The organism is Clostridium sp. TJA085 (assembly GCF_058310235.1).
This window is the reverse complement of sequence record NZ_JBZEEZ010000001.1, coordinates 667,829-692,637: the sequence shown is the minus strand read 5'-3', so window position 1 is coordinate 692,637 and position 24,809 is coordinate 667,829. Positions and strand designations below refer to the sequence as shown.

32 protein-coding genes and 1 riboswitch are annotated in these 24,809 nt (G+C 27.3%); of the genes, 29 read left to right on the top strand and 3 right to left on the bottom strand.

All coding sequences use genetic code 11. The features are described 5' to 3' along the window. Positions 1-20: 20 nt before the first annotated feature. Positions 21-452 (bottom strand): hypothetical protein, encoded by a 432-nt coding sequence (locus tag AC4FQW_RS03720; protein WP_491147293.1) that lies wholly within the window; start codon positions 450-452, stop codon positions 21-23. 243 nt (positions 453-695) lie between these two features. Between AC4FQW_RS03720 and yaaA the strand changes: the two genes are divergently transcribed. Both yaaA and AC4FQW_RS03710 read left to right on the top strand, forming a co-directional pair. Continuing rightward, on the top strand, positions 696-1,463 hold the full coding sequence (gene yaaA, locus AC4FQW_RS03715; protein WP_303126872.1) for a peroxide stress protein YaaA: 768 nt from the start codon (positions 696-698) through the stop codon (positions 1,461-1,463). 76 nt (positions 1,464-1,539) lie between these two features. Further along, complete coding sequence (locus tag AC4FQW_RS03710; RefSeq protein ID WP_303126874.1) at positions 1,540-1,749, top strand: hypothetical protein; 210 nt, start codon at positions 1,540-1,542, stop codon at positions 1,747-1,749. 83 nt (positions 1,750-1,832) lie between these two features. Here the strand turns inward: AC4FQW_RS03710 and AC4FQW_RS03705 are convergent, their stop codons facing one another. After that, positions 1,833-1,967: a hypothetical protein gene (locus tag AC4FQW_RS03705; RefSeq protein ID WP_303126876.1), complete on the bottom strand. Its 135-nt coding sequence runs from the start codon at positions 1,965-1,967 to the stop codon at positions 1,833-1,835. 166 nt (positions 1,968-2,133) lie between these two features. Between AC4FQW_RS03705 and AC4FQW_RS03700 the strand changes: the two genes are divergently transcribed. The 20 genes from AC4FQW_RS03700 to AC4FQW_RS03605 all read left to right on the top strand — a co-directional run bounded on the left by AC4FQW_RS03700 (position 2,134) and on the right by AC4FQW_RS03605 (position 18,404). After that, complete coding sequence (locus tag AC4FQW_RS03700) at positions 2,134-2,370, top strand: hypothetical protein (RefSeq protein ID WP_303126878.1); 237 nt, start codon at positions 2,134-2,136, stop codon at positions 2,368-2,370. A gap of 176 nt (positions 2,371-2,546) precedes the next feature. Next, on the top strand, positions 2,547-3,428 hold the full coding sequence (locus AC4FQW_RS03695; RefSeq protein ID WP_491147290.1) for an NAD-dependent epimerase/dehydratase family protein: 882 nt from the start codon (positions 2,547-2,549) through the stop codon (positions 3,426-3,428). Between the two features lie 111 nt (positions 3,429-3,539). Beyond that, complete coding sequence (locus AC4FQW_RS03690) at positions 3,540-3,956, top strand: DUF3592 domain-containing protein (protein ID WP_303126882.1); 417 nt, start codon at positions 3,540-3,542, stop codon at positions 3,954-3,956. 41 nt (positions 3,957-3,997) lie between these two features. Then, positions 3,998-4,099, top strand: a riboswitch (purine riboswitch). 86 nt (positions 4,100-4,185) lie between these two features. Next, positions 4,186-5,580, top strand: coding sequence for an NCS2 family permease (locus tag AC4FQW_RS03685; RefSeq protein ID WP_491147287.1), 1,395 nt, complete (start codon positions 4,186-4,188; stop codon positions 5,578-5,580). Positions 5,581-5,646: 66 nt separating this feature from the next. Next, entirely contained in the window at positions 5,647-6,474 is an 828-nt protein-coding gene (locus AC4FQW_RS03680) for an MBL fold metallo-hydrolase (protein ID WP_491147285.1), read from the top strand. 210 nt (positions 6,475-6,684) lie between these two features. Continuing rightward, on the top strand, positions 6,685-7,134 hold the full coding sequence (locus tag AC4FQW_RS03675) for a MarR family winged helix-turn-helix transcriptional regulator (RefSeq protein WP_303126891.1): 450 nt from the start codon (positions 6,685-6,687) through the stop codon (positions 7,132-7,134). 10 nt (positions 7,135-7,144) lie between these two features. Next, on the top strand, positions 7,145-8,122 hold the full coding sequence (locus AC4FQW_RS03670; protein WP_491147283.1) for a beta-ketoacyl-ACP synthase III: 978 nt from the start codon (positions 7,145-7,147) through the stop codon (positions 8,120-8,122). A gap of 63 nt (positions 8,123-8,185) precedes the next feature. Continuing rightward, positions 8,186-8,410 carry an acyl carrier protein gene (locus tag AC4FQW_RS03665; protein ID WP_024614533.1) on the top strand — a complete coding sequence of 75 codons (225 nt, stop codon included), beginning with the start codon at positions 8,186-8,188 and terminating at the stop codon, positions 8,408-8,410. A gap of 154 nt (positions 8,411-8,564) precedes the next feature. Beyond that, positions 8,565-9,503: an enoyl-[acyl-carrier-protein] reductase FabK gene (fabK, locus tag AC4FQW_RS03660; RefSeq protein WP_491147280.1), complete on the top strand. Its 939-nt coding sequence runs from the start codon at positions 8,565-8,567 to the stop codon at positions 9,501-9,503. Further along, a complete protein-coding gene (fabD, locus tag AC4FQW_RS03655) occupies positions 9,496-10,437 on the top strand; it encodes an ACP S-malonyltransferase (protein ID WP_491147278.1) in 942 nt (313 codons plus the stop codon). Before fabK ends, fabD begins: the two co-directional genes overlap by 8 nt. 9 nt (positions 10,438-10,446) lie before the next feature. Further along, positions 10,447-11,190 (top strand): 3-oxoacyl-[acyl-carrier-protein] reductase, encoded by a 744-nt coding sequence (gene fabG / locus AC4FQW_RS03650; RefSeq protein WP_491147276.1) that lies wholly within the window; start codon positions 10,447-10,449, stop codon positions 11,188-11,190. A 13-nt stretch (positions 11,191-11,203) separates the two neighbouring features. After that, positions 11,204-12,442 (top strand): beta-ketoacyl-ACP synthase II, encoded by a 1,239-nt coding sequence (fabF, locus tag AC4FQW_RS03645; protein WP_491147274.1) that lies wholly within the window; start codon positions 11,204-11,206, stop codon positions 12,440-12,442. Between the two features lie 11 nt (positions 12,443-12,453). Further along, entirely contained in the window at positions 12,454-12,963 is a 510-nt protein-coding gene (gene accB / locus AC4FQW_RS03640; protein WP_491147273.1) for an acetyl-CoA carboxylase biotin carboxyl carrier protein, read from the top strand. A 1-nt stretch (position 12,964) separates the two neighbouring features. Next, the gene (gene fabZ, locus AC4FQW_RS03635) at positions 12,965-13,387 is read left to right on the top strand and encodes a 3-hydroxyacyl-ACP dehydratase FabZ (protein WP_303126906.1); all 423 of its coding nucleotides are present in this window, start codon (positions 12,965-12,967) and stop codon (positions 13,385-13,387) included. 9 nt (positions 13,388-13,396) lie between these two features. Beyond that, complete coding sequence (locus AC4FQW_RS03630; protein ID WP_491147271.1) at positions 13,397-14,749, top strand: acetyl-CoA carboxylase biotin carboxylase subunit; 1,353 nt, start codon at positions 13,397-13,399, stop codon at positions 14,747-14,749. Next, the gene (gene accD, locus AC4FQW_RS03625; RefSeq protein ID WP_491147269.1) at positions 14,742-15,611 is read left to right on the top strand and encodes an acetyl-CoA carboxylase, carboxyltransferase subunit beta; all 870 of its coding nucleotides are present in this window, start codon (positions 14,742-14,744) and stop codon (positions 15,609-15,611) included. Before AC4FQW_RS03630 ends, accD begins: the two co-directional genes overlap by 8 nt. After that, positions 15,604-16,419, top strand: a complete 816-nt coding sequence (locus AC4FQW_RS03620) for an acetyl-CoA carboxylase carboxyltransferase subunit alpha (RefSeq protein ID WP_491147267.1) — start codon at positions 15,604-15,606, stop codon at positions 16,417-16,419. The genes accD and AC4FQW_RS03620 overlap by 8 nt, the downstream gene beginning before the upstream one ends. 127 nt (positions 16,420-16,546) lie before the next feature. Next, on the top strand, positions 16,547-17,506 hold the full coding sequence (locus AC4FQW_RS03615; RefSeq protein WP_303126914.1) for a DUF4003 family protein: 960 nt from the start codon (positions 16,547-16,549) through the stop codon (positions 17,504-17,506). Between the two features lie 37 nt (positions 17,507-17,543). Beyond that, positions 17,544-17,957, top strand: coding sequence for a HutP family protein (locus AC4FQW_RS03610; RefSeq protein WP_303126916.1), 414 nt, complete (start codon positions 17,544-17,546; stop codon positions 17,955-17,957). Between the two features lie 33 nt (positions 17,958-17,990). After that, positions 17,991-18,404, top strand: coding sequence for a hypothetical protein (locus AC4FQW_RS03605; protein ID WP_303126918.1), 414 nt, complete (start codon positions 17,991-17,993; stop codon positions 18,402-18,404). Between the two features lie 49 nt (positions 18,405-18,453). Here the strand turns inward: AC4FQW_RS03605 and AC4FQW_RS03600 are convergent, their stop codons facing one another. After that, positions 18,454-18,780 (bottom strand): thioredoxin family protein, encoded by a 327-nt coding sequence (locus tag AC4FQW_RS03600; protein WP_491147263.1) that lies wholly within the window; start codon positions 18,778-18,780, stop codon positions 18,454-18,456. A gap of 144 nt (positions 18,781-18,924) precedes the next feature. On the opposite strand from AC4FQW_RS03600, the gene AC4FQW_RS03595 reads away from it, so the two are divergent. From AC4FQW_RS03595 to AC4FQW_RS03565, 7 genes are all read left to right on the top strand, one after another. Continuing rightward, on the top strand, positions 18,925-19,191 hold the full coding sequence (locus AC4FQW_RS03595) for a hypothetical protein (RefSeq protein WP_303126921.1): 267 nt from the start codon (positions 18,925-18,927) through the stop codon (positions 19,189-19,191). 100 nt (positions 19,192-19,291) lie between these two features. Beyond that, positions 19,292-20,539, top strand: a complete 1,248-nt coding sequence (locus tag AC4FQW_RS03590; RefSeq protein WP_491147261.1) for a replication-associated recombination protein A — start codon at positions 19,292-19,294, stop codon at positions 20,537-20,539. 317 nt (positions 20,540-20,856) lie between these two features. Continuing rightward, entirely contained in the window at positions 20,857-21,309 is a 453-nt protein-coding gene (locus tag AC4FQW_RS03585; protein ID WP_303126925.1) for an RrF2 family transcriptional regulator, read from the top strand. Positions 21,310-21,311: 2 nt separating this feature from the next. After that, positions 21,312-22,493 carry a cysteine desulfurase NifS gene (gene nifS, locus AC4FQW_RS03580; RefSeq protein WP_303126927.1) on the top strand — a complete coding sequence of 394 codons (1,182 nt, stop codon included), beginning with the start codon at positions 21,312-21,314 and terminating at the stop codon, positions 22,491-22,493. A gap of 2 nt (positions 22,494-22,495) precedes the next feature. Then, complete coding sequence (nifU, locus tag AC4FQW_RS03575; protein WP_303126928.1) at positions 22,496-22,930, top strand: Fe-S cluster assembly scaffold protein NifU; 435 nt, start codon at positions 22,496-22,498, stop codon at positions 22,928-22,930. 4 nt (positions 22,931-22,934) lie between these two features. Beyond that, positions 22,935-24,014 carry a tRNA 2-thiouridine(34) synthase MnmA gene (gene mnmA / locus AC4FQW_RS03570; RefSeq protein WP_491148147.1) on the top strand — a complete coding sequence of 360 codons (1,080 nt, stop codon included), beginning with the start codon at positions 22,935-22,937 and terminating at the stop codon, positions 24,012-24,014. 74 nt (positions 24,015-24,088) lie between these two features. Continuing rightward, positions 24,089-24,751, top strand: a complete 663-nt coding sequence (locus AC4FQW_RS03565) for a hypothetical protein (RefSeq protein ID WP_303126929.1) — start codon at positions 24,089-24,091, stop codon at positions 24,749-24,751. The last annotated feature ends 58 nt before the right edge of the window (positions 24,752-24,809 follow it).

Sequence of the window (24,809 nt, the reverse complement as noted above, 5' to 3'; positions counted from 1 at the left end):
GATTAATTTGCATACCTTTTTTAGAACATTGATGTTATAAATTTTGCAAGTTCATTATTTGGATTTTCAGAAAGTATTTCTTCAGAATAAGTTAATGCATAATAAGGTTTTAAAAGATTTTTTTCGTTAGTTGCAAATAGAAGAATCCATTCTTTATATTTTAAACATGGATTAAGTTTAATAGCCTTTACTCCATGCTTAAATGAGATTTCTTCAAAAAATAAAGGATTAAAAATTATATAAACATAATAAGAAATTAAAAAGTTTACATGAGCTAAAGAAATAAGGTCATCTGTTTCTTCAAGTTCATTAAGTTTATTTATAAGATAAAAGTAAAAGTTACTTTGTGTGTAATAATCATGATTTTTAAGTTTTATAAGAATTTCTTCATCTATATCTAATATAGAAATTGTATTTAAATCTATTCCTAAAATATCTTTTAAATTATTCATTTTATAGTTCCTTTCAATATTTTATTTTTAGTATATAACATTTTAAGTTAAACAGCAAAAGAAGAGAAAATTTATTAGTTATATTTTTATAAAATAATAAATTTTAAAATTAGCCTTTCATTAATTTCTTCTATAATAATATATGAATTATTGTTTGAACTTTCATTTTATTTTATAATGAATTTAATAATAAAGAAATCTACTAAGAATGCAGATAAAGAAGTGCAATAAAGAGGAGGTAATATGTTAGTAATTTTATCACCAGCTAAAAAGATAGAAAGTAAAAAATTAGATTATAATATAAATTTAACAGATATTCGTTTTAAAAATGAATCAATAGAATTAAATAATAGACTTAAAGAATTTAATCCTGATGAGCTTTCATCACTTATGAAAATATCAGAGAAGCTTACAGATGATACATTTTTAAAAATACATAAATTTGATATAAACAATGAAGAAGAATTATTTCCATGTATTTTAGGATTTGATGGAGAAGCATTTAGAGGGCTTAACATTGAGAGTTATTCAAAAGAAGATTTAGAATATGCAAATAATCATTTAAGAGTTTTATCAGGACTTTATGGAGTTTTAAGACCTTTAGATAAAATATATACTTACAGATTAGAAATGGGAACTAAGCTTAATATTTGTAAGCATAAGTCTTTATATTCCTATTGGGGAGATAAAATAAAGGACATGCTAATAAATGATATAAAAAATACAGAAAGTGATATATTAGTTAATTTAGCATCAAATGAATATTCAAAATCAGCTAAAATTAATAAAATGGACAAAATAAAAATTATAACTCCTATATTTAAAGAATTTAAAAATGGTAAATATAAAGTTGTAACTGTACATGCTAAAAGAGCAAGGGGGTTAATGACAACTTATATAATGAAAAACAAAATAGAAGATATAGAAGGTTTAAAAAAGTTTAATGAAGAAGGTTATATTTACAGAGAAGATTTAAGTAATGACTCAGAATTAGTTTTTACTATTGGATAAAATAAAAAGGACTTTAAATGATTAATAAATGTGTTAAAATAGAAATATCTTTTTAAAAACAAAGGAGGATTTTTTTGTGCAGTATTTAATTGTAGTTAACATAATTACTATAATAGTAATGTTATTATTGTTTTTTAAAGCTTCAAGTATATTTAAAAAAGCAGTTGAAAATGATGGTGATTTAGAAACTGAAGGAAAAAAAGCAAAGAAATATATGATGATATCAATAGCATTAGTTCCAGTAAGTTTAATTTTAACTGGAATAATGATATTTAGAGCCTTTTAAATTAATATATTAAAAATAAGAGCTAAATAATAAACTGTAAATTAGAGTCTATTATTTAGCTTTTATAATATACTTGTGTAAATTTATTTATTAAAATTATTTTTTTTGTTATTTAATGCTTCATCTCTAGATTTTTTTATTCTTTTTATATTATATACTAATAATATAATTACAAATATTAGTGGAATTGCAATTATAAAATAAAATACTGGATTCATATTAAACCTCCTAAAAATTTAAAAAGATATTTTCATAGTATATATTTTACAACAACAAAAAACAATTAACTATATATTTAAGAAATTATATATAAAATAAGGATTAAAAATATGATACTATTTATATAGTAGCACTTTATATATAGTAAAAAGGAAGTGATATAAAATGTTAATTTCAATGTTAGGATTTGGAGTGTTAGATGCAATTTTAATTATTGCAATGATAATATTTTTTATTAAAGCTATTAAAACCTTTAGTATTTCAAAGAAAGAAACTAATGATGAAAAGATTAGAGAAATTAATAAAAAGGGAAGTAGGTACATGCTTATATCTGTAATTTTAGTCCCTTTTGTAATATTTATAAGTTTTATAATATCAATAAGATTTATAATTGGAATATAACATAATTTTAAAAAGGTAGCACTATTTTATTTATTAATAATATTTCTTCTAAATATAATTAATTGAATAATAGTGCTATTTGTATATATTTCAAAATTTGATAATATATACAAATGTGTTATCATATAATTATATAAGATAATTATTGTTATATTAAGTATGAAAGGATAATTTTTATGGGGAGAATATTAGTTTTTGGTGGGACAAAATTTTTAGGCAAGGAACTTGTAAAAGAACTTATAATTAATGGACACGATATAACAATAGCAACTAGGGGAAAAAATAGTGACGACTTCGGTGATAAAGTTAAAAGATTAATTGTTGATAAGGAAAATGTAAAGGATTTAAATAAAGCTTTGGAAGGAAAGTTTTATGATGTTGTATATGATACTATATCATATAGCTCAAATGATGCTTCAAGAATTTGTAATGCTTTAGATGGAAAAACTAATAAATATATAGTTATATCTTCAGTAGCAGTTTATGGAAAAGGTTATATGCTAAAAGAAAGAGATTTTAATCCTAAAAGTTATAAGGTAATAATGGGAGAAAAAGATGATTTTTCATATGCTGAAGGAAAAAGACAAATGGAAGCTTATATGTATCAAAATGCAAACTTTCCAGTAATATCAGTTAGATTTCCTGTAGTTATAGGTAAAGACGATTACACAAAAAGACTACTTAAATATTTTTTAGAAGTAAAAAATAAAGAAAAAATATATTCAACAAAAATAAATAAAAAAATGAACTTAATAACTCAAAGTGAAGCAGGAATATTTTTAGCATGGCTTTATGATAAAGATATACATGGATCAATAAATGCGGCATGCAGTGGAGAGGTAAATTTAAGAGAAATTATTGAATGTATTGAAGAGGAAGTTGAAACTAAAGCTTTAATAAACAGTAAAGAAGATGTTTTAGATACATCACCTTATAATAAATATTTAGGACTTACAGTTAATATTAAAAATATTATGGAACTTGGTGGATACAGATTTAAAAATATTCATTCTGAAATAAAAGATATTATAAAAGAATATAATCATTTATATAATTAAAGGGCTAATAAAATATTAGCTCTTTTAATTTTAATATATTTTTCACCAAAAATAATAGTAATCATATATTATATTAAGCCGTATTATATATTTGCTTAAGGGGGGAACTTAATGGAAGTATATGTACTATTGTTTATTGGTATTTTATTAGCGATTATAGCTATTATTATTTTTATGTTTAAGTATAACGTTTACAAAAATGGAGACAGGATTGTAGGAAAAATAATAGATATAAAAAAAATAGATGAGGCAATTATAGATGAATTTAATCAAGTAAATTTTATAACTTTATATAAACCTATTATAAGATTTACAGCAAAAGATGGGGAAGAAATAGTATTTGTTCATAATAATCCAGGAAGTACAAGAGATTATATTTTAGGAGAAGATATTATTATAGTTTGTAATAAAAAAAATAAAAATGATTTTTATGTTGATGAAAAAATGGAGTTTTTTAAAATACCATTAATAGTTGCTATTTTATCTATACTATTTCTTTCATTTGCTTTTACATTATATATTGTTTAGAAAATATTAACATTGATTAGTAGATAAAATTTATGTATAATTAGAAAAAAAATATGAAAACTCATATAAATCTGATAATAGGGTTCAGAAGTTTCTACGAAAAGACCAGTAATCTTTTCACTATGAGTAAATCTTAATGAAGTTTATCTTAACTAGCATTGGTTTATCTCTTTAAGCCTAGCTAGTTTTTTTATTGTCAAAAAAAGATAAACTAAAAGGAGGAACCTAAATGAAGAAATTTTTAGAAAATGTCTTTAAGCTGAAAGAAAACAAGACAAATGTAAAGAGGGAAGTTATTGGTGGTTTAACTACTTTTGTAACTTTTGCTTATGCATTACTTGTAATTCCAAACATACTAAAGGTTGGAGGAATGAATTCTTTAGGGCTTAAAGGAGACGCAGCAATGAATCTTACTATGGCTCAAGATCCAATTATTTCATCAGCGTTTGCATCTGTTTGTATAGCAGCAGCTGTTGGAACATTAATTATGGCATTTCATGCAAATTTACCTTTCGTACTGGCGCCAGGTCTAGGATTGGTATCATTTTTTGCATATAATATTTGTTTAAAGCTAGGTTTTACTTGGCAACAAGGATTAGCAGCAGTATTTATTTCAGGAATTTTATTTATAATTATTACGTTAACTTCAATAAGAGAGAAGATTGTGCAGGCTATTCCTAAAAATTTAAAATTTGCTATTACAGCAGGTATAGGACTTTTTATATCTTTAATAGGATTAAAAAGTGGTGGAATTATAGTTGCAAATCCAGGAACTTTAGTAGCCTTTGGTGATTTTACTAATAAAGCTGTTATTTTAACAATAATAGGATTAGTTATAAGCGTTATATTAATGGCAAGAAAAGTTACAGGAGCACTTTTAATATCAATAATAATAACAACTTTAATAGGAATACCTATGGGAGTTACTAATCTTACAGGAATTCACATATTCTCAATGCCTGTAATTGGAGATACATTTTTTGCAATGGATTTAAAAGGTTTATTAACAAGTAACGGTGGTGGTGTACTTGGAGCATTACTTACAGTTTTTATGGTTGTAATAACTTTAAGTTTAGTAGATCTTTTTGATACAATAGGAACTTTACTTGGAACTGCTCAAAGTTCTGGTATGGTTGAAGCTGATGGGGAAGTTAAAAATTTAAGAAAAGCATTAGCTTCAGATGCTATTGGAACAACTTGTGGAGCAGTGCTTGGAACAACAACTCTTGCAACAGTTGTTGAATCAGCATCAGGAATTGCAGCAGGAGCTAGAACAGGTTTATCAAATGTAATTGTAAGTATTATGCTTATATTATCATTATTCTTTAGTGGATTTGTTGGAATAGTTCCACAAAGTGCTACAGCACCAGCTTTAGTTATAGTTGGTATATTAATGATGAGTGCAGTTAAAGAAATAGATTTTTCAGATTTTACAGAAGCAGTACCATCTTTCTTTACAATAGCTATGATGCCTTTTACATATTCAATAGCTAACGGTATTGCAATTGGAATGATTTTCTATCCAATAGTTAAAATTGCAACAGGAAAAGGAAAAGAAGTTCATAAAATTTTGTACATATTTGCTATATTATTTATATTAAGATTTATCTTAATGCCAGATTAGCTTAATAAAAAGTGTTCGTGTATAATTTATACATGGACACTTTTTTTTATTTAGGGGTGATTAAAAATGAAGATAACTACAATAATAGAAAATAATTTAGGGGAAAATAAAGAATTAGAAAGTGAACATGGCTTATGTTATTTTGTAGAAGTTGATAATTTAAAAATATTATTTGATACAGGACAATCATCTAAGGCTTTATATAATTTCAAAAAGCTAGGCTTTAACATAAAAGAATTAGATTATATAATTTTAAGTCATGGACATTATGACCATGCTGGTGGATTAAGTTATTTTTTAAATGATGGATTTAATGGCAAAATAATAGTTGGAAATAATTTTTTTGAAAGAAGTAATAAGTGGCATACTATAAAAAATAAAAGTAAATATATAGGTATTGATTTTTGTTATGAAGATATAATAAATAAAGGAATAGAGGTTATAGAAGTTAAAGATAGCCTTAAAATAGGGGAAAAGTTATATTTATTATCAAATCTTTCAGAGGAGAAGGAAAAGAACAATTACAATGAAAAAAATTCTTTAGTTAGAGTGTTTAATAATAAATATGTTTTAGATAATTTTGCTGAGGAGTTAGTTTTAATTGTAAATGAAGAAAAAGTAAGTTTAATAACAGGTTGTTCTCATACAGGAATATTAAACATAGTAAATAAGTCAGAAAAGTTTTTAAACAAAAATATTGATAATTTAATGGGTGGAATCCATCTTTCAAATAAATCTTATGATGAAAGTCTAAAAGTAGCTGAAAGTTTAAAAAAGTTTAATATAAGAAATTTTTCTTTTTGTCATTGTAGTGGGAAAGAGATAAGTTTAGCTTTAAATTCTTTAGGATACAAGGTGATAGAAGGAGTTACAGGAACAGTATATTTTTATTAATATACTGTTTTTTATTTTTTAAAGATAAATTTTATATAATAAAATATGGATTTTTTATACAAAAAGAAAAAATTTTATTGACAAATTAATTTGATTATATTATATTTTGATTATCAAAACATTTGATATAAAAAATATTTGACTCCATTGAAATAATAAAAGAAAATAATTATAGTATTATTTATATGATACATAAATGGAGGGTTAAAAATGGATAAAAGAAAAAAAATATTAAATGAATTATTAGTACAAATTTTTAATGACATACTTCAAATTGAAGAACAATCTTTAAAGCAAGGAGTAATTAATGATTTGTCAGTTACAGAAATACATACTATAGATGCTATAGGAATGTACACTGAAAGAACAATGTCAGAAGTTGCTCAAGACTTAAAAATAACAGTTGGCACATTAACAACAGCCATAAATAAATTAATCAAAAAAGGTTATGTTGAAAGAAAAAGAATAGAAGAAGATAGAAGAGTAGTTTTAATAAAGCTTACTAAAAAAGGAAAGTTAGCTTTTAGATTACATGAAAAGTTTCATAACGATATGATTAATAAAACAATAGAAGGTTTATCTGATTCAGAAGAAGAAGTTTTGATTTCTTCATTAGAAAGATTAAATGAGTTCTTTAAGAGGGAGTATAACTGTAATTAAGGAGACTATAATGAATAAAGTAAAAATTAAAGGAGTAGGTTCATATGTTCCATCTAGAGTAGTTACTAATGATGATTTAAGTAATTTAGTTGATACTAGTAATGAATGGATAGTTGAGAGAACAGGAATATATGAAAGAAGAATTTCTGAAGGGGAAGAGACTACAGATATTGCATATAAGGCAGCAAAAATTGCACTTGAAGATTCAGGTATTAAAGGAGAAGAATTAGATTTAATAATAGTTGCAACTATAACACCTGATTATTTTACTCCATCAGTAGCTTGTATGATACAAAAAAAACTTAACGCAAGAAATGCAACAGCTTTTGATATAAATGCAGCATGTACAGGTTTTATATATGCATTAGAAGTTGGAGAAAGTTTATTAAAAACAGGAAGGTATAAAAAGGCTCTTATAATAGGGGCAGAAACTCTTTCAAAAATAGTGGACTGGAATGATAGAAGCACATGTGTATTATTTGGAGATGGTGCTGGTTGTTGCATTATAGAAAATTTAAATGATTCAAAAAGTGGAATTATAAATACTTATTCAATATCAGAAGGAGAAAATGGTGATTCATTAATTTGTGGAGCAAATGATCTTATAAACCCTTTTGTATTAGAAAAAAAGGTAAAGAGTAAATATGTTTCTATGAATGGAAGAGAAGTATTTAAATTTGCAACAAGAGCTATGGTTGAAGCTGTAAAAAATGTGCTTGAAGGAACAGATTATACTTTAGAGGATATTGATTATGTAATTCCTCATCAAGCTAATTTAAGAATAATAGATTATGCAGCTAAAAAGCTCCAATTACCACTTGAAAAATTTTATACTAATCTTTCAAGTGTAGGAAATACATCATCAGCATCTGTGCCTATAGCTTTAGCACAGTTAAATAGTGAAAATAAAATAAATACTGGTGATTTAATAGTATTAGTAGGCTTTGGTGGTGGCTTAACTTGTGGAGCTACATTAATAAAGTGGTAGAAGAAAAGTTATAATAACAAAATTTTAGATAAATAAATTCGTAAATTATGGAGGTATTATATTATGATATTTGAAGAAATTAGAGAAGTAGTTTGTGATCAATTAGGAGTAGATGAAAGTGAAGTAACAATGGAAACAACTTTTGAGGATTTAGGAGCTGATTCATTAGATTTATTCCAAGTTGTTATAGAAATAGAAGAAAAGTTTGGAATTCAATTAGAAGATGCTGAAAGTATTAAGAGCATAAAAGATGCAGTAGAATATGTGGAAAAAATGAAAAATAATTAATTTTTAGTCATCTTAATCTGTTGCTCAATATAGTTTGAATTAGAGTTAACAGAATAGCTATAATAACCAAAAATCGGGATCTTTAATATAGAACCCGATTTTACTTATATAGAAGAGAAGTTAAATTATATAAGTAAATTTAGGAGGAAACTTAATGAGTAATAGAGTTTGTAAAATTTTAAATATAAAATATCCAGTATTACAAGGGGGAATGGCTTGGATAGCTGATGCATCCTTAGCAACAGCTGTTAGTGAAGCTGGAGGACTTGGAATTATAACAGGTACGGCACCAGTTGAATGGATAAGAGAAGAAATAAGAAAAGTTAAGAAAGCAACTAATAAACCATTCGGTGTAAATATAATGCTTATGTCTCCTCATGCTGAAGAAGTAGCAAAACTTGTATGTGAAGAAAAAGTTCCTGTTGTAACAACAGGTGCTGGTAGCCCAGGAAAGTATATGGAAATGTGGAAGGAAAATGGAATAAAAGTTATTCCAGTAGTTGCATCAGTTGCTCTTGCAAAGAGAATGGAAAAAATGGGTGCAGATATGATTGTTGCTGAAGGAACTGAATCAGGTGGTCATGTTGGTCAATTAACAACAATGACTTTAATACCACAAATTGTTGATGCAGTAAAAATACCTGTAATAGCAGCTGGAGGAATTGGTGATGGAAGAGGTGTTGCAGCATCCTTTATGCTTGGAGCTTCTGGAGTTCAAGTAGGAACTAGATTTTTAGTAGCTAAAGAGTGTACTGTCCATAAAAATTATAAGGAAAAAGTATTAAAAGCAAAAGATATTGATACAGAAGTAACTGGAAGACCAACTGGGCATCCAGTTAGAGTAATAAAAAATAAATTATCAAGAGAATTTCAAAAGCTTGAAAAAAGTGGTGCTCCTATTGAAGCTTTAGAAGAACTTGGTAGAGGATCTCTTCCAAAAGCCGCAAAGGATGGGGATGTTGTTAATGGTTCAGTAATGGCAGGACAAATTTCTGGATTAGTAAATAAGGAAGAAACTTGTAAAGAGATAATAGAAGATTTAATAAATGGAGCAAGTTTTACAATAAATAATTTTGGAGGCTTATATGAGTAGTAAAAATATTGCTATATTATTTGCTGGGCAAGGTTCTCAGTATATAGGAATGGGAAAAGATTTATACGAAAATATTGAAGAATGTAGAGAAATTTTTGAAAATGGCGAAAAAATTTTAAATATTAACATTAAACAATTAATATTTAATGGTTCAGAAGAAGAATTAAAATTAACAGAAAATGCTCAACCTGCAATACTTTTAACATGTTTAGCAACTGTTAAGGCTTTAGATATTAATGGAATTTACGGAGATTACACAACAGGCCTTTCTCTTGGTGAATATGGAGCTTTAATATATGGAGGAGCTTTAGAATTTGAAGATGGTTTAAGGCTTGTTCGCGAAAGAGGAAAAATAATGGGTAGTTCACTTCCAAAAGGTCTAGGAAGTATGGCTGCAATACTTAAATTAAATTCAGAAAAAGTAAATGAATTGTTAGATAGAGCCTCAAAATTTGGAATAATTGAAGGAGCTAATTATAATTGTCCAGGTCAGGTTGTTGTATCTGGAGAAGATAAAGCGATAGATGAATCTTTAAAAATAGCAAAAGAACTTGGTGGTATGGGAGTTAAATTAAATGTAAGTGGACCATTTCATAGTTCATTACTTGAAGATGCAAGTAAAAGATTTTTAGAAGAATTAAATAAAGTTAAATTTAAAAAATTTAATAAAGTAATTTATTCAAATACATTAGGAGTTCCTTTTAAAGAAGGAGATAATTTAAAAGAAATATTAAGTACACATATAAAAAGTGCAGTATTATTTGAAAATACAATTAGACATATGTTAGACAGTGGAGTTAATACTTTTATAGAAGTTGGACCTGGGAAAACTTTAAGTGGATTTGTAAAAAAAATAAATAGAAAAGTTAATATATATAACGTTTGTGATATGAAATCACTAAATGAAACAATAAATAAGATAAAGGGAATGTAGGAGGTTTTTATGTTATTAAAAGATAAATGTGCCGTAGTTACAGGTGCTTCAAGAGGAATAGGAAAGGCAATAGCTAAAAAGCTTGCATCACTTGGAGCTAATATAGTTTTAAATTATAGAAGTAATGATGAAGAGGCGTTAAAGGTACAAAAAGAAATATTAAATATGGGAGTTAATGCGATTTTATATAAATGCGATATAAGTGATAGTGAATCAGTTTTAGAGATGGTTAAAGAAGCTAAAGAAAAATTTGGGAAAATAGATATTATGATAAATAATGCAGGAATAACTAGGGATACTCTTATTCTTAGAATGAAAGAAGAAGATTTTGATAAAGTTATTGATGTTAATTTAAAGGGTGTATTTAATTGTTTAAAAGCTATAACACCAATAATGGTAAAACAAAAAGAAGGAAAAATAATTAATCTTTCTTCTGTTGTTGGATTAGTTGGAAATGTAGGTCAAGTAAACTATGCAGCATCAAAAGCTGGAGTTATAGGAATGACTAAATCATTAGCTAAAGAGGTTGGAAGTCGTGGTATAACAGTAAATGCTGTTGCACCTGGATTTATAGATACTGATATGACAGATGTTTTAGGTGAAAAATTTAAAGAGGAAACTAAGAAAAATATACCACTTAAAAGATTAGGAAAACCTGAGGATGTTGCAAATGTTGTTGCTTTCTTAGCATCAGATGAAGCCTCATATGTAACTGGTCAAGTTATGAATGTTGATGGCGGAATGGTAATGTAAAGGAGAAATACTTATGGAAAGAAGAGTTGTAGTTACAGGAATGGGAGCAATCACTCCTATTGGAAATAATGTAAATGATTTTTGGAGTAATGCAAAGATAGGTAAACTAGGAATAGATTTTGTAACTTTAGTAGATAAAGGTGAAGTAAGTGTAAAAGTTGCAGGAGAAGTTAAAAATTTTAACGCAGAAGAATTAATTGGTAAAAAAGAAAGTAAGAGATTAGACAGATTTTCACAATTTGCATTAGTTGCTGCTGATGAAGCAATAAAATCTGCTGGATTAGATTTAGATAACATGGATAGAAATAGAATAGGAGTAATTGTTGGTTCTGGTATTGGAGGATTCCAAACTATAGAAAGTGAAATAACTAAAATGGCAAGAGATTCAAAAAGAGTTTCACCATTTTTTATACCAATGGCAATTATAAATATGGCATCTGGAAATATATCTATAAAATATGGATTAAAGGGACCTTCAACATCAGTTGTAACAGCTTGTGCTACAGGAACAAATAGTATTGGAGAAGCTTTTAGACAAATAAAACATGGATATGCTGATTGTATGTTAGCAGGTGGAGTTGAAGCACCTATAACTAAAATAGGAATAGAAGGATTTGCAAGTCTTAAAGCTCTTAATTCTTCAAATAATCCAAGTAAATCATCAATACCATTTGATAAAAATAGAAGTGGATTTGTAATGGGAGAAGGAGCTGGAATATTAGTTTTAGAAAGCTTAGAATCAGCTAAAAAAAGAGGAGCTAAAATATTAGCAGAAGTTGTAGGTTATGGTAGTACATGTGATGCTTATCATATAACATCACCAGATCCAGAGGGAGAAGGGGCTTCACGTGCAATGCTTCAAGCTATAAATGAAGCTAATATAGATCCAAGTGAAGTATCCTATATAAATGCTCATGGTACATCAACACCTTTTAATGATAAGTTTGAAACAATTGCAATAAAAAGAACATTTAAAGATAATGCATACAAAATTCCAGTATCATCAACTAAGTCAATGACAGGTCATCTTTTAGGTGCTGCTGGAGGTATTGAAGCTATAATTTGTATAGAAGCAATAATTGATAATTTTGTGCCACCAACAATAGGATATGAAAATAAAGATGAAGAATGTGATTTAGATTATGTTCCAAATGAAGGAAGAAGCCATGAAGTTAATTATGCCTTAACAAACTCATTAGGTTTTGGCGGTCATAATGCAACATTATTATTTAAGAAATGGCAAGAAAAATAGGAGGATTTTTTATGAATATTAATGAGGTAAAGGAACTCATAGAACTTATAAATAATTCTGAACTTTCTTATTTTGAATTTAAAACAGAAGATTGTTTGTTAAAAATGGATAAATCCTTAACAAGAAACGTTGTAGAAGAAGTAAGAGAAGAAATAAAACATAATATAAAAGGCAAAGATTTAAATAAAGCTAACGAGATAAAAGATGATATAAAAACTGAAGAAAATAAAATAAAAAGCGAAGAAAAAATAGATATTATAGAAAAAGAAGATGTAGAAGGAATTATAGTAAAAGCTCCTATGGTTGGGACTTTTTATTCAGCTCCATCACCTGATAGCAATAATTTTGTAAGCTTAGGGGATAAGGTAAATAAAGGTGATACTTTATGTATAATAGAAGCTATGAAGCTTATGAATGAAATAGAAAGTGATTTTAATGGTAAAGTAGTTGAAATTTTAGCTGAAGATGGAGATATGGTTGAATATGGCACACCTTTATTTAAAATAAAGGAGGAATTATAAAATGTTAGGAATAAAAGAGATAAAGGAAATATTACCTCACAGATATCCTTTTCTATTAGTAGATAGAATAACTGAATTAGAAGAAGGTTTAAGGGTAAGTGGTTATAAAAATGTAACAGCTAATGAGCAATTTTTTCAAGGACATTTTCCAGAAGAACCTGTAATGCCTGGAGTTTTAATACTTGAAGCTATAGCTCAAGTTGGAGCAGTTGCTATTTTAAAAAAGGAAGAATTTAAAGGGAAAATTCCACTATTTGCTGGTGCAGATAAAGTTAGGTTTAGACAAAAGGTAGTTCCTGGAGATAAGTTAGAATTAACTTGTGAAATAATAAAACTTAGAGGTCCAGTGGGAATTGGAAAAGGAATTGCTACTGTAGATGGAAAGAAAGTATGTGAAGCAGAAATAATGTTTGCTATAGGATAGGTGAAATTTATGTTTAAGAAAGTATTAATTGCAAATAGAGGCGAAATAGCAGTTAGAATAATAAGAGCTTGTAAAGAGCTTGGAATTTCAACTGTAGCTGTATATTCAGAAGTTGATAAAGAGGCACTTCACACACAACTTGCAGATGAAGCTATATGTATTGGACCATATGCTGCAAAAGACAGTTATTTAAATATAAAAAATATACTAAGTGCATGTGTGCTTACAGAAGCAGATGCTATTCATCCTGGATTTGGATTTCTTTCTGAAAACTCAAAGTTTGCAAAGATGTGCAAAGAATGTAATATAAAATTTATTGGACCAGATTATACATCTATTGAGCTTATGGGTAACAAAGCTAAAGCAAGAGAAATTATGAAGTCAGCTAATGTACCTGTAGTACCAGGTTTTGAAGGTATTATAAAAGATGAAAAACATGCATTAAATATTGCAAAAAATATAGGATATCCAGTTATGATAAAAGCAGCAGCTGGTGGTGGAGGAAAAGGTATAAGAATAGCCTTTAATGATGAAGAATTTAAAAAAGGATATAATACTGCAAAATCAGAAGCATTAGCCTGTTTTGGTGATGATACATTATATATTGAAAAATTTATTGAAAAGCCAAGGCATATAGAATTTCAAATATTAGCCGATGAATATGGAAATATAGTTCATTTAGGAGAGAGAGAATGTTCTCTACAAAGAAAAAATCAAAAAGTTTTAGAAGAGGCACCATCATCAGTTTTAACAGATAAACTTAGAAGTGAAATGGGTGAAGTTGCTAAAAGGGCAGCAAAGGCTTGTAATTATAAAAATGCTGGAACTATTGAATTTTTAGTTGATAAAAATAATAATTATTATTTCATGGAAATGAATACAAGAATACAAGTTGAACATCCAGTAACGGAAATGGTTACAGGAATAGATATTTTGAAAGAACAAATAAAAATAGCTAGTGGTGAAAAATTACCATTTAATCAAGATGATATAAAAATAAAAGGCCATGCTATTGAATGTAGAATAAATGCTGAGGATCCTGAAAATGATTTTAGACCTTGCCCAGGATTTATAGATGAACTTTATATACCTGGAGGTATTGGAATAAGACTTGATTCAGCAATATATTGTGGATACAAAATACCACACTGTTATGACTCAATGCTTGCAAAACTTATTGCTTATGGAAAAACAAGAGAAGAGGCAATAATTAGAATGAAAAGAGCTTTAAGTGAATTTGGAATTGGAGGAGTTAAAACTAATATTGAATTTCAATATTCGCTTTTAGAAATGGAAGAAGTAATAAAAGGTGAATATGATACTGGATTTTTAGGAAATAAGATGGTGAAGAAAGATGCTTAAGGATTTATTTAGCAAGAAAAAAAATTATGGAACTATAAAAAAAGCAAATGTTGAAGAAAGTTTAAAGCCTAATATTCCTTCAGGAATGTGGACTAAGTGTGAAGCTTGTCATTCAATAATATATTATGAAGACCTTGTAAGTAATAAACATATTTGTCCAAAGTGTAATTATCATTTTAGACTTAAAGCTAATGAAAGAATAAAAATGTTTTTTGATAAAGATTCTTTTAAAGAATTTGACAAAGATTTAAAAACAAAAAATCCGTTAGAATTTGAAGGATATTACAAAAAGTTAGCTAGTGCTAAAGTAAAAACAGATAGTACAGAAGCTGTAGTTACAGGTGTTGGACTTGTAAATGGAATAAAAATTTGTGCTGGTATTATGGACAGTTTCTTTATGATGGGTAGTATGGGAACTGTTGTTGGAGAAAAGTTAACAAGAATGATTGAATATGCAATAAATAATAGTTTACCAGTTATAATTTTTACAGCATCAGGTGGGGCAAGAATGCAAGAAGGTATTTTTTCTCTTATGCAAATGGCTAAAGTAAGTGCAGCTTTAGCAAAATTAAGTGATGCAGGACTTTTATATATAACAGTAATTACAGATCCAACAACAGGAGGCGTTACTGCAAGTTTTGCTATGGAAGGCGATATAATATTAAGTGAGCCTAATGCATTAATTGGCTTTGCAGGGAGAAGAGTTATAGAAAATACTATAAAAGAAACTTTGCCTGATAATTTTCAAAAATCAGAGTTTTTATTAGAAAAAGGATTTATAGATAAAATAATAGATAGAACAGAGTTAAGAACATATGTATATAAAATATTAAAGTTACATGGGGTGGAAGGCTATGAATAGAAGAATGGCAAAAAATATGAAAGCATGGAGCAAAGTTTCTATTGCAAGACATAAAGATAGACCTACAGGTAAGTTTTATATAGATAACATATTTAATGATTTTATAGAGTTTCATGGAGATAGAAATTTTGGTGATGATAAAGCTATAATAGGAGGAATTGCAGAAATTGAAGGAATTCCAGTTACTGTTATAGCTATAACTAAAGGTGAAAATACAAAAGAGAATATAGAAAGAAATTTTGGAATGCCAAAACCTGAAGGTTATAGAAAAGCACTTAGACTTATGAAACAAGCAGAAAAATTTAACAGACCTATAATATGTTTTATTGATACCCCAGGAGCATTTTGTGGAGTTGATGCTGAGGAGAGAGGTCAAGGTTCTGCTATTGCTATAAATCTTTTTGAAATGAGTAAGCTAAAAACTCCTATAATTTCTATAATTACAGGAGAAGGTGGAAGTGGAGGTGCTATAGCACTTGCAGTTTCAGATTCAGTTGGAATGCTTGAACATTCAATTTATTCTATTTTATCACCAGAAGGATTTGCATCAATATTATGGAAAGATTCAAATAGAGCAGAAGAAGCTGCAGAAGTTATGAAAATAACTGCTCAAGATTTAAAAGATTTTAAAATTATAGATTTTATAATAAAAGAACCAAATGGGGGAGCTCATAAAAACCCACAAAGAATTTTAAAAAGTTTTAAAAAAGCTATAATTTTAGAACTTGAAAAATTCAAAGATTTTGATAAGGAAGAACTTATAAAAAAAAGATATTCTAAATTTAGATCGTATGGTGCTAATTTATAAAAATAATAAAAAGAATTAGAATAAGCATTTTATTCTAATTCTTTTTAAATTTTAATCATATTATTGACATTGAGATTATATTAGAAATAATATATAATTATATAAATAATTTTATGAGGATGATGAAATGGATATTGAGCTGAAAGAGAAAGTAAGAATTTTTATTGACCTTACTAATGAATTAAAGAAAAATTTTAAGTGGGATAAGAAAGAAATAAATTTCTTAGGAGCTTTGATAGGAAATGAAGCAGGTTTCGAACTAAATGAACAAAATATTAGAACTATAAGAAAACATATCAGGAAAAATACTAAGTTTAATTCTAAATTCAGAGGTGAGTTTAAGAATGTTTTCTCTATTCTTATGAGCAATAGAAAAGACTATGATAAAGTTTTTAAAAATGTAAAATATATAAATGAGTTATTAGTAGACAGAGGATTTTTAGATAATAAAAATACTTTATATACGTCTCTTTTATTAGCAAAGAAATTTGATGAAGAAGAACTTGAAGAAGTCTTAAATAAATTGCTTACAGTAAAAGAAAGATTAAGTGAGACAAATTATAAATTTTTTGAAAAAGATAATTATTTGTCCTATGCTTATTTAAGTATTGAATATGATAATTTTGATAAATTAATAAAAGGAATTGAATATATAGATTCAAAGCTAAAAAATATAACTTTAAAAGAAGTTAAAAGTTTAAATTTATTTTATTTAGCATTGCTTGCAACAAATACAGAACTTGAAAACAAAATAGAAAAAGCTTTGAAAATAAGATGTAATTTAATAGATAATTACAATTGTGTAGATGATAACATATACCCGTTTTTAGGACTAGCATCAAGTTTTGTAAAAAATGATGATGTGTTTTCACAAGGTGTATGTGATATATATAATATGTTGCTTGAAGAAGAAAATTTTAAAAGTACTGGATTATCTGATAATACTATCTTAACAATTTCATTAAGCATTACACTTATGAGATACTTAGAATACATTAAAGGTGATATAATAGATGTAGATACTATGGAAGAAGATGATCTTATATATTTAATTGAAGAATATATAGTTTTTTCTATAATTTTATAGATTAATTCCTTTAGAGGACGGAGATGAGATGGTAATTATGAAAAATACTAGTACTGATGTTGCTAGAATTGCTACTAGAATGGCAATTTCAAGTAGAGAAGAAGAGGACGAATTAAAATTAAAATATCAAGATGATGGATTCTTGGTTACTGCTGTAAATGTTGGTGGAAATATAAATGATTCTATTCATAAAATATTAGAAAGGGCTCTTGTAGCATCTAAAAGAAATGGACTTATAAGAGATGAGCATCTTCATGAAGGTGCAATAATTGGAGCTGCTAGAGATGCTTTGATGCAAGTTCAAATGAGAGCAAGTGGTCAAAATGTTGGAGGTAAAATTGGTATAGCAAGAAAAGGAGAGCATATATCAATTTGTATATTTTTAAGCATTGGACTATTGCATTTAGATGAAGTTGTAATTGGTATTGGTCATAGAGCTATCTCAAAATAGTTTATATATAACTACAAGAAAAGAGGGAAATTTATGTATATTGTTTTTGGAACTAAAATATTAGACACTAAAGATATAGCTAAAAATATAGAAGATAATACGGAATTTAAAGTTCTTAAGGATATGAGCAAAGGAACAAAAAGAGAAGATGTTGCTGCTTATAATTTAAGTATCCCTGTGGAAGTATTAAATGAAGAAATAGAAAATGATTATAACATAGAAGAACTTGATGAAGATACTCTTTTTGAAGAGTATGTTGCAATAGCAGAAGAAATTGCTATGGAAGTTGAAGAATATCTTCCAGATGAAAGTCAAGTTAGATTTGTTACTTATAAATGGGATTTATCAGACAATGACATTAGAGGAATATTAGTTGTTGGAAATGATGAAATAAAAGAAAATAAATTATTTGATGTATTAAAAAGATTATTAACACAAGTAGAATAGTTTAATAAAAAATCGGGGTAAAAGCCTCGATTTTTTGTTTTTAATTATATTATTGTGAAGAAAGAGTATAGTATCTATCTATATCTTTTAATAATTTTTCAACACTAAAATATTTAGCTTCTCTTATATACTCTTTTCCATCTATATATAAAAGAACAGCTGGAAATGTAAAAATACTAAAGTTTGCTAATATTTCTTCTGTGTTAAATGGTGGGATTTCATAAGTTTTTAAATTAGGAAACTTTTTAAGGGCGATTTCTAATTTTGATTTTATTGCAGTACAAGCACTACAAGTATTTGATGAAAAATATAAAAGAGTCATACCCTTTTCTTTTAAAATACTTTCTATTTGTAATTTATTATTTAATATAACCATAAGACCATCTCCTTTAATTTAATTTTAGCATTATTGTCAAATATATTTCCTGGAAAATAATTGAATAAAATAGGTTGATTATATAAATATATTTCAATAAAAAGAATATAAATTAAAAGAGTAGTAATGTTTTGGATAAAATATATGATAATAAAAGCTATAACAGTACCAACACCTAGAAGAATAAAAAATAAATTAAAAAGATATTGTACAAAAGAAAGGATAGCTATATATTCATTAATTAGTGGTGGAATAGTTATTGTTTCTCTTACTGACACAAATTTTAAATATATTCCAACAGCAGGACTTTTATACTGTGGATTTGTATATGAAATTATAGAAAGAACAGATAAAGAAATATTAAATCTTATATGCAAAAATGAAACATTTCTTAGAGATATACATTTTTAAATAATAAATTTATTTTAAAGTTCTAAATAAAAGACTTATTTAGGGCTTTATTTTTATATGATATAATCTATATATTAAAATATGAAAGAGTGGTGGAAGTATGAAACCATTAGCTGAGGTTATGAGACCAAGCACTTTAGAAGACTTTGTTGGGCAAAAGCAAATACTAGGAAAGGGAAAGCCTTTATATAATTTAATAAACAAAAAGGTTATTCCAAATTGCATATTGTATGGTCCACCAGGAACTGGGAAAACTACATTAGCTAACATAATGGCAAACTATGTAGATAAAAAGTTTTATAAATTAAATGCTACAACAGCATCAGTTAAAGATATACAAGAAATAACTTCTAATTTAGATAATCTTCTTAATTATAATGGAATTGTTCTTTATATAGATGAGCTTCAACATTTTAGTAAGAAGCAACAACAAGCATTACTTGAATTTATTGAAAATGGAAAGGTAACATTAATAGCTAGCACTACTGAAAATCCATATTTTGCAATACATAAGGCTATTATAAGTAGATGTAACATATTTAAATTTGAACCTTTAAATTCTGAAGATATAGTTATAGGACTTGAAAAGGCTTTAAATAAATTAGTAAAAGAAGGAGTAGAAATAGAATATTCAGTAGATGCATTAAATTATATATCAGAAATTTCTCAAGGTGATTATAGAAAGGCATATAATATATTAGAACTTGCTATTAATTCTCAACTAAAAATAAAAAAAGATATTTCAATAGAATATATAGAAAATTTAGGTCAATCACATATGAGAGCTGACTCAAGTGGAGATGAATTTTATAATCTTTTAAGTGCTTTACAAAAGAGCATAAGAGGAAGTGATGCAGATGCAGCTGTTCATTATTTAGCTAGACTTATAGAAAGTGGTAATATTATAGCTATAACTAGAAGAATTTCTGTAATAGTAGCAGAAGATATAGGCCTTGCACACCCAAATGCTCTTACTGTAGTTAATTCAGGTCTTGAATTAGCACTTAAAGTAGGTTTTCCTGAAGCAAGAATAATTTTATCAGAGCTTGTAATATATTTAGCTACTCTTCCAAAATCTAATAGCGCATATTTAGCTATAAATAAAGCTATGGAAGATTTAAAGAAAAATAATATTGGAGATATACCAAACCATTTAAAAGATTCTCATTATAGTGGTTCTTGTAAATTAGGGGTTAATGGATATAAATACCCTCATGATTATGATAATAATTATGTTAATCAAGAATATTTACCTAGTGAATTAAAAGATAGGGAGTATTATTTGCCACAAAAAAATAAGTATGAGGAAAATATAAAAAAATATTGGAGTTTAATAAAAAAGAAATAACAAAGAGTTAGTACTTAATACTAGCTCATTTTTTTATAAGTAGTTTTTAGTTAAAATTAATTTATATATAAAGGTATAATTATTTATGTAATTAGTTTAAATAAAATAAATTTAAATAGTAAAATATAAACATAGAATTTACATTTAATGAAGCTAAAATTTAATATTAAATTTTATTATTTTTAAAATAAGCATTTTTAAAGTTATAATTATAATCTTCATAATTAATTTACATAAGATTATTGACAATAGCCGAGTAGTTTGGTATGATATATTCATAAATCGTAGTAAGTTACTCTACTTTAAGGGGGGAGAAAATGAAACTTTCAACAAAAGGAAGATATGGTGTTAAAGCTATGGTTGATTTAGCTGTCAATTATGGAGGTTCACCTGTGTCCATTAAAACAATATCAAAGAGACAAAATATATCAGAATATTACTTAGAGCAATTATTTAGTCCCCTTAGAAAGGCAAAGCTTATTAAAAGTATAAGAGGAGCCCAAGGTGGATACATACTTAATAAAGAACCTAAAGATATTAAAGTTTCAGATATTATGTATGTATTAGAAGGACCTATAGAGATAGCTGATTGTATAGAAGGCGCTGTATGTAACAATATAGATTGCTGTGCAACTAGAATTCTTTGGAAAAAAATAAAAGATAGTATAGATAGTGTTATGGAATCTATAACACTTCAAGATATAGTTAATGATTATGAAGAAATAAAACAAAACAACGAAAAGTTAAATCTTTTAGATAGAGGTGAATAGAAATGAAACCAGTATATATGGATTATGCTGCAACAACATATGTTAAACCAGAAGTATTAGAAGAAATGCTTCCTTACTTTACTAATAAATTCGGAAACCCATCATCATTTTATGCAATATCAAGAGAAACTAAAATGGCTGTAGATAAGGCAAGAGGTCAAGTGGCTGATGCTTTAAATGCAGATCTTAATGAGATATATTTTACAGGTGGTGGATCAGAAGCTGATAACTGGGCAATTAAAGGTATTGCATCAGCTTACAAGAATAAAGGAAATCATATAATTACAACAAAAATAGAACACCATGCGGTATTACATACATGCGAATATTTAGAAAAACAAGGATTTGAAGTTACTTATCTAGATGTTGACGAAGAAGGATTCATTGATTTAGAAGAACTTAAAAATGCAATTACTGATAAAACTATATTAGTTTCAATAATGTTCGCAAATAATGAAATTGGAACAATAGAACCAATAAAAGAAATAGGTAAAATATGTAGAGAAAGAAAAGTTTTATTCCATACAGATGCTGTTCAAGCTATTGGTAATGTTGCAATTGATGTAAAAGATATGAATATTGATTTATTATCTATTGCTGGACATAAAATTTATGGACCAAAAGGAATTGGAGTTCTTTATATAAGAAAAGGTGTTAGAATACACAACCTAATTCATGGTGGTGGTCAAGAAAGAAATAGAAGAGCAGGAACAGAAAATATTGCTGCAATAGTTGGTCTTGGAAAAGCTATTGAAATGGCTACTCAAAATTTAGAAGAACATTCTAAAAATTTAACTGTATTAAGAGATAAATTAATAGATGGATTATTAAAAATTCCTTATACTAGATTAAATGGACCAAGAGGTGATAAGAGATTACCAGGAAATGTTAATGTATCATTTGAATTTATAGAAGGAGAATCAATACTTCTTTCATTAGATTTTGAAGGAGTATGTGCATCAAGTGGTAGTGCTTGTACATCAGGATCATTAGATCCATCACATGTTTTACTTGCAATTGGTTTACCACATGAAAAAGCACATGGATCATTAAGATTAACTTTAGGAGATGGTTCAACAGAAGAAGATGTTGATTATGTTTTAGAAGTTGTACCACCAATAATTGAAAGATTAAGAAAAATGTCACCATTATGGACTGACTTTATTAAGAGAGGAGAAAGATAGTTATGATATATAGTGAAAAAGTTATGGATCATTTTAGAAATCCAAGAAATGTAGGAGTTATAGAAGATGCAAATGGTATAGGAGAAGTTGGAAACGCTAAATGCGGAGACATCATGAGAGTATACCTAAAAATAGAAGACAATATAATAAAAGATGCTAAATTTGAAACATTCGGATGTGGATCAGCAATAGCATCATCATCAATGGCAACAGACCTAATAAAAGGAAAAACTGTTGAAGAAGCTTGGGAACTTACAAATAAAGCTGTTGCAGAAGCTTTAGATGGACTTCCACCAGTTAAAATGCATTGCTCAGTATTAGCAGAAGAAGCAATCCACAAAGCTATAAATGATTATAGAAAAAAAGAAGGTTTAGAAGCTTGGGATTTTGAAGAGCATGGAGATGACTTACACGACCACGTTCACGGAGATGAATAGTAATATGGAAAAGAAAAAGGTTGTAGTAGGTATGAGCGGCGGAGTTGATAGCTCCGTCGCTGCTTACCTTTTAAAGAAACAAGGATATGATGTTATAGGTATAACTATGCAAATTTGGCAAGAAGATAAAGAATATGAAGAAAAAGAAGGTGGATGTTGTTCTTTATCAGCTGTTGATGATGCAAGAAGAGTTTGTGAAAAATTAGATATACCTTTTTATGTTTTAAACTTTAGAGATTCTTTCAAAGAAAAAGTAATCAAATATTTTGTTCAAGAATATATAGATGGTAAAACTCCAAATCCATGTATAGCTTGTAATAAACATTTAAAGTTTGATGAACTTTTAAGAAAAGCTAGAGGAATAGGTGCTGATTATGTAGCTACTGGACATTATGCAAAAATAGAAGAAAGAGATGGAAGATATCTTTTAATAAGATCAGATGATGATAGAAAAGATCAAACATATGCTCTTTATAATTTTACACAAGATCAATTAGCTCATACATTAATGCCATGTGGAGAATATACTAAAGATAAAATAAGAGAAATAGCAAAGGAAATAGGTCTTGCTGTTCATAATAAAAAAGATAGTGAAGAAATATGTTTTATACCAGATGATGATCATGGTAGATTTATAAAAGAAGCTCGTCCAGGTGAAGTTAAACCAGGTAATTTTGTAGATGTTAAGGGTAATATACTAGGAAGACATAAAGGTATAGTATACTATACTATAGGTCAAAGAAAAGGGCTTGGACTTGCACTTGGAAAACCTGTTTTTGTAATTGATATAAAGCCAAAAACAAATGAAATTGTTGTAGGTTCAGAAGAAAATATATTTAAAACTGACTTAATTGCAAAAGATGTTAATTTTATTCCTTTTGATGAATTAAAGGGTGAAATGAAAGTTGAAGCAAAAGTTAGATATGCTGCAAAACCAGCAGAAGCAATAATATCACCTTTATCTGATGGAAGAGTTAAAGTTTCATTTGCTGAAAAGCAAAGAGCAATAACTAAAGGTCAATCAGTTGTGTTTTATGATGGAGAAATCGTTGTTGGTGGCGGTATAATTGAAGGATTAGTATAAGATTAAAGGCTACGGCATTAAATTTGTCGTAGTCTTTTTGAATTAATAAAATATTATTTGAGAGGAGATTATATATGTCAATAATTTCAACTGTATATGTACCAGAGGGTATAGCTATGGCTGCAGATAGTAGAATGAGTGGAACTACTACATTAAATGATGGAACAAAATATAAACATACTTTAAGTGATAATTCTCAGAAATTATTTTTAATTAAAAATAATACTATAGGAATAGCTTGTTGTGGTGATGCAATAATTGGTGGAAAGTTTGTTGGGGACTTTATTAGAGAATTTGAAATAAAAGAAATAAAAGAAGATAATACTGTAGAGGATATAGCTTATGAATTAAATGAATACACTAAAAAGCTTCATGGTAACGGGGTAATATATCATGTATCTGGATATATTGATGATGTTCCTTATGTATATAAAATAGTAAATGGAGAAGTTATTAGAAATAACATTGATGCTAATGGAAATGTAAGGAATGGGTTTACATGGAATGGTGATCCAGAAGCTCTACGAAAACTTGTTTTAGGAGATCCACCAATGCAATTTAATTTTAATTTTATGCAATTAAAAGACGGAATAGATTTAGCAGAATTTTTAATAGATTTAACTATAAAATATCAAAGATTTGATATGAGACTTGCAACATGTGGTGGACCTATTGATATACTTGTAATAACAAAAGATTATGCTAAATTTATAAAACATAAAATATTAAATCCTTAAGGCCTTATTAACAGGCTTTTTTTTATCCTATTATTTATCCTTATATTAGTTTAAAAAG

Bases quoted from the DNA above. Each gene is read 5' to 3' on its own strand.
- AC4FQW_RS03720 (WP_491147293.1), bottom strand. From the start codon at position 452: ATGAATAATTTAAAAGATATTTTAGGAATAGATTTAAATACAATTTCT.
- yaaA (WP_303126872.1), top strand. From the start codon at position 696: ATGTTAGTAATTTTATCACCAGCTAAAAAGATAGAAAGTAAAAAATTA.
- AC4FQW_RS03705 (WP_303126876.1), bottom strand. From the start codon at position 1,967: ATGAATCCAGTATTTTATTTTATAATTGCAATTCCACTAATATTTGTA.
- AC4FQW_RS03700 (WP_303126878.1), top strand. From the start codon at position 2,134: ATGTTAATTTCAATGTTAGGATTTGGAGTGTTAGATGCAATTTTAATT.
- AC4FQW_RS03695 (WP_491147290.1), top strand. From the start codon at position 2,547: ATGGGGAGAATATTAGTTTTTGGTGGGACAAAATTTTTAGGCAAGGAA.
- AC4FQW_RS03690 (WP_303126882.1), top strand. From the start codon at position 3,540: ATGGAAGTATATGTACTATTGTTTATTGGTATTTTATTAGCGATTATA.
- AC4FQW_RS03685 (WP_491147287.1), top strand. From the start codon at position 4,186: ATGAAGAAATTTTTAGAAAATGTCTTTAAGCTGAAAGAAAACAAGACA.
- AC4FQW_RS03680 (WP_491147285.1), top strand. From the start codon at position 5,647: ATGAAGATAACTACAATAATAGAAAATAATTTAGGGGAAAATAAAGAA.
- AC4FQW_RS03675 (WP_303126891.1), top strand. From the start codon at position 6,685: ATGGATAAAAGAAAAAAAATATTAAATGAATTATTAGTACAAATTTTT.
- AC4FQW_RS03670 (WP_491147283.1), top strand. From the start codon at position 7,145: ATGAATAAAGTAAAAATTAAAGGAGTAGGTTCATATGTTCCATCTAGA.
- AC4FQW_RS03665 (WP_024614533.1), top strand. From the start codon at position 8,186: ATGATATTTGAAGAAATTAGAGAAGTAGTTTGTGATCAATTAGGAGTA.
- fabK (WP_491147280.1), top strand. From the start codon at position 8,565: ATGAGTAATAGAGTTTGTAAAATTTTAAATATAAAATATCCAGTATTA.
- fabD (WP_491147278.1), top strand. From the start codon at position 9,496: ATGAGTAGTAAAAATATTGCTATATTATTTGCTGGGCAAGGTTCTCAG.
- fabG (WP_491147276.1), top strand. From the start codon at position 10,447: ATGTTATTAAAAGATAAATGTGCCGTAGTTACAGGTGCTTCAAGAGGA.
- fabF (WP_491147274.1), top strand. From the start codon at position 11,204: ATGGAAAGAAGAGTTGTAGTTACAGGAATGGGAGCAATCACTCCTATT.
- accB (WP_491147273.1), top strand. From the start codon at position 12,454: ATGAATATTAATGAGGTAAAGGAACTCATAGAACTTATAAATAATTCT.
- fabZ (WP_303126906.1), top strand. From the start codon at position 12,965: ATGTTAGGAATAAAAGAGATAAAGGAAATATTACCTCACAGATATCCT.
- AC4FQW_RS03630 (WP_491147271.1), top strand. From the start codon at position 13,397: ATGTTTAAGAAAGTATTAATTGCAAATAGAGGCGAAATAGCAGTTAGA.
- accD (WP_491147269.1), top strand. From the start codon at position 14,742: ATGCTTAAGGATTTATTTAGCAAGAAAAAAAATTATGGAACTATAAAA.
- AC4FQW_RS03620 (WP_491147267.1), top strand. From the start codon at position 15,604: ATGAATAGAAGAATGGCAAAAAATATGAAAGCATGGAGCAAAGTTTCT.
- AC4FQW_RS03615 (WP_303126914.1), top strand. From the start codon at position 16,547: ATGGATATTGAGCTGAAAGAGAAAGTAAGAATTTTTATTGACCTTACT.
- AC4FQW_RS03610 (WP_303126916.1), top strand. From the start codon at position 17,544: ATGAAAAATACTAGTACTGATGTTGCTAGAATTGCTACTAGAATGGCA.
- AC4FQW_RS03605 (WP_303126918.1), top strand. From the start codon at position 17,991: ATGTATATTGTTTTTGGAACTAAAATATTAGACACTAAAGATATAGCT.
- AC4FQW_RS03600 (WP_491147263.1), bottom strand. From the start codon at position 18,780: ATGGTTATATTAAATAATAAATTACAAATAGAAAGTATTTTAAAAGAA.
- AC4FQW_RS03595 (WP_303126921.1), top strand. From the start codon at position 18,925: ATGATAATAAAAGCTATAACAGTACCAACACCTAGAAGAATAAAAAAT.
- AC4FQW_RS03590 (WP_491147261.1), top strand. From the start codon at position 19,292: ATGAAACCATTAGCTGAGGTTATGAGACCAAGCACTTTAGAAGACTTT.
- AC4FQW_RS03585 (WP_303126925.1), top strand. From the start codon at position 20,857: ATGAAACTTTCAACAAAAGGAAGATATGGTGTTAAAGCTATGGTTGAT.
- nifS (WP_303126927.1), top strand. From the start codon at position 21,312: ATGAAACCAGTATATATGGATTATGCTGCAACAACATATGTTAAACCA.
- nifU (WP_303126928.1), top strand. From the start codon at position 22,496: ATGATATATAGTGAAAAAGTTATGGATCATTTTAGAAATCCAAGAAAT.
- mnmA (WP_491148147.1), top strand. From the start codon at position 22,935: ATGGAAAAGAAAAAGGTTGTAGTAGGTATGAGCGGCGGAGTTGATAGC.
- AC4FQW_RS03565 (WP_303126929.1), top strand. From the start codon at position 24,089: ATGTCAATAATTTCAACTGTATATGTACCAGAGGGTATAGCTATGGCT.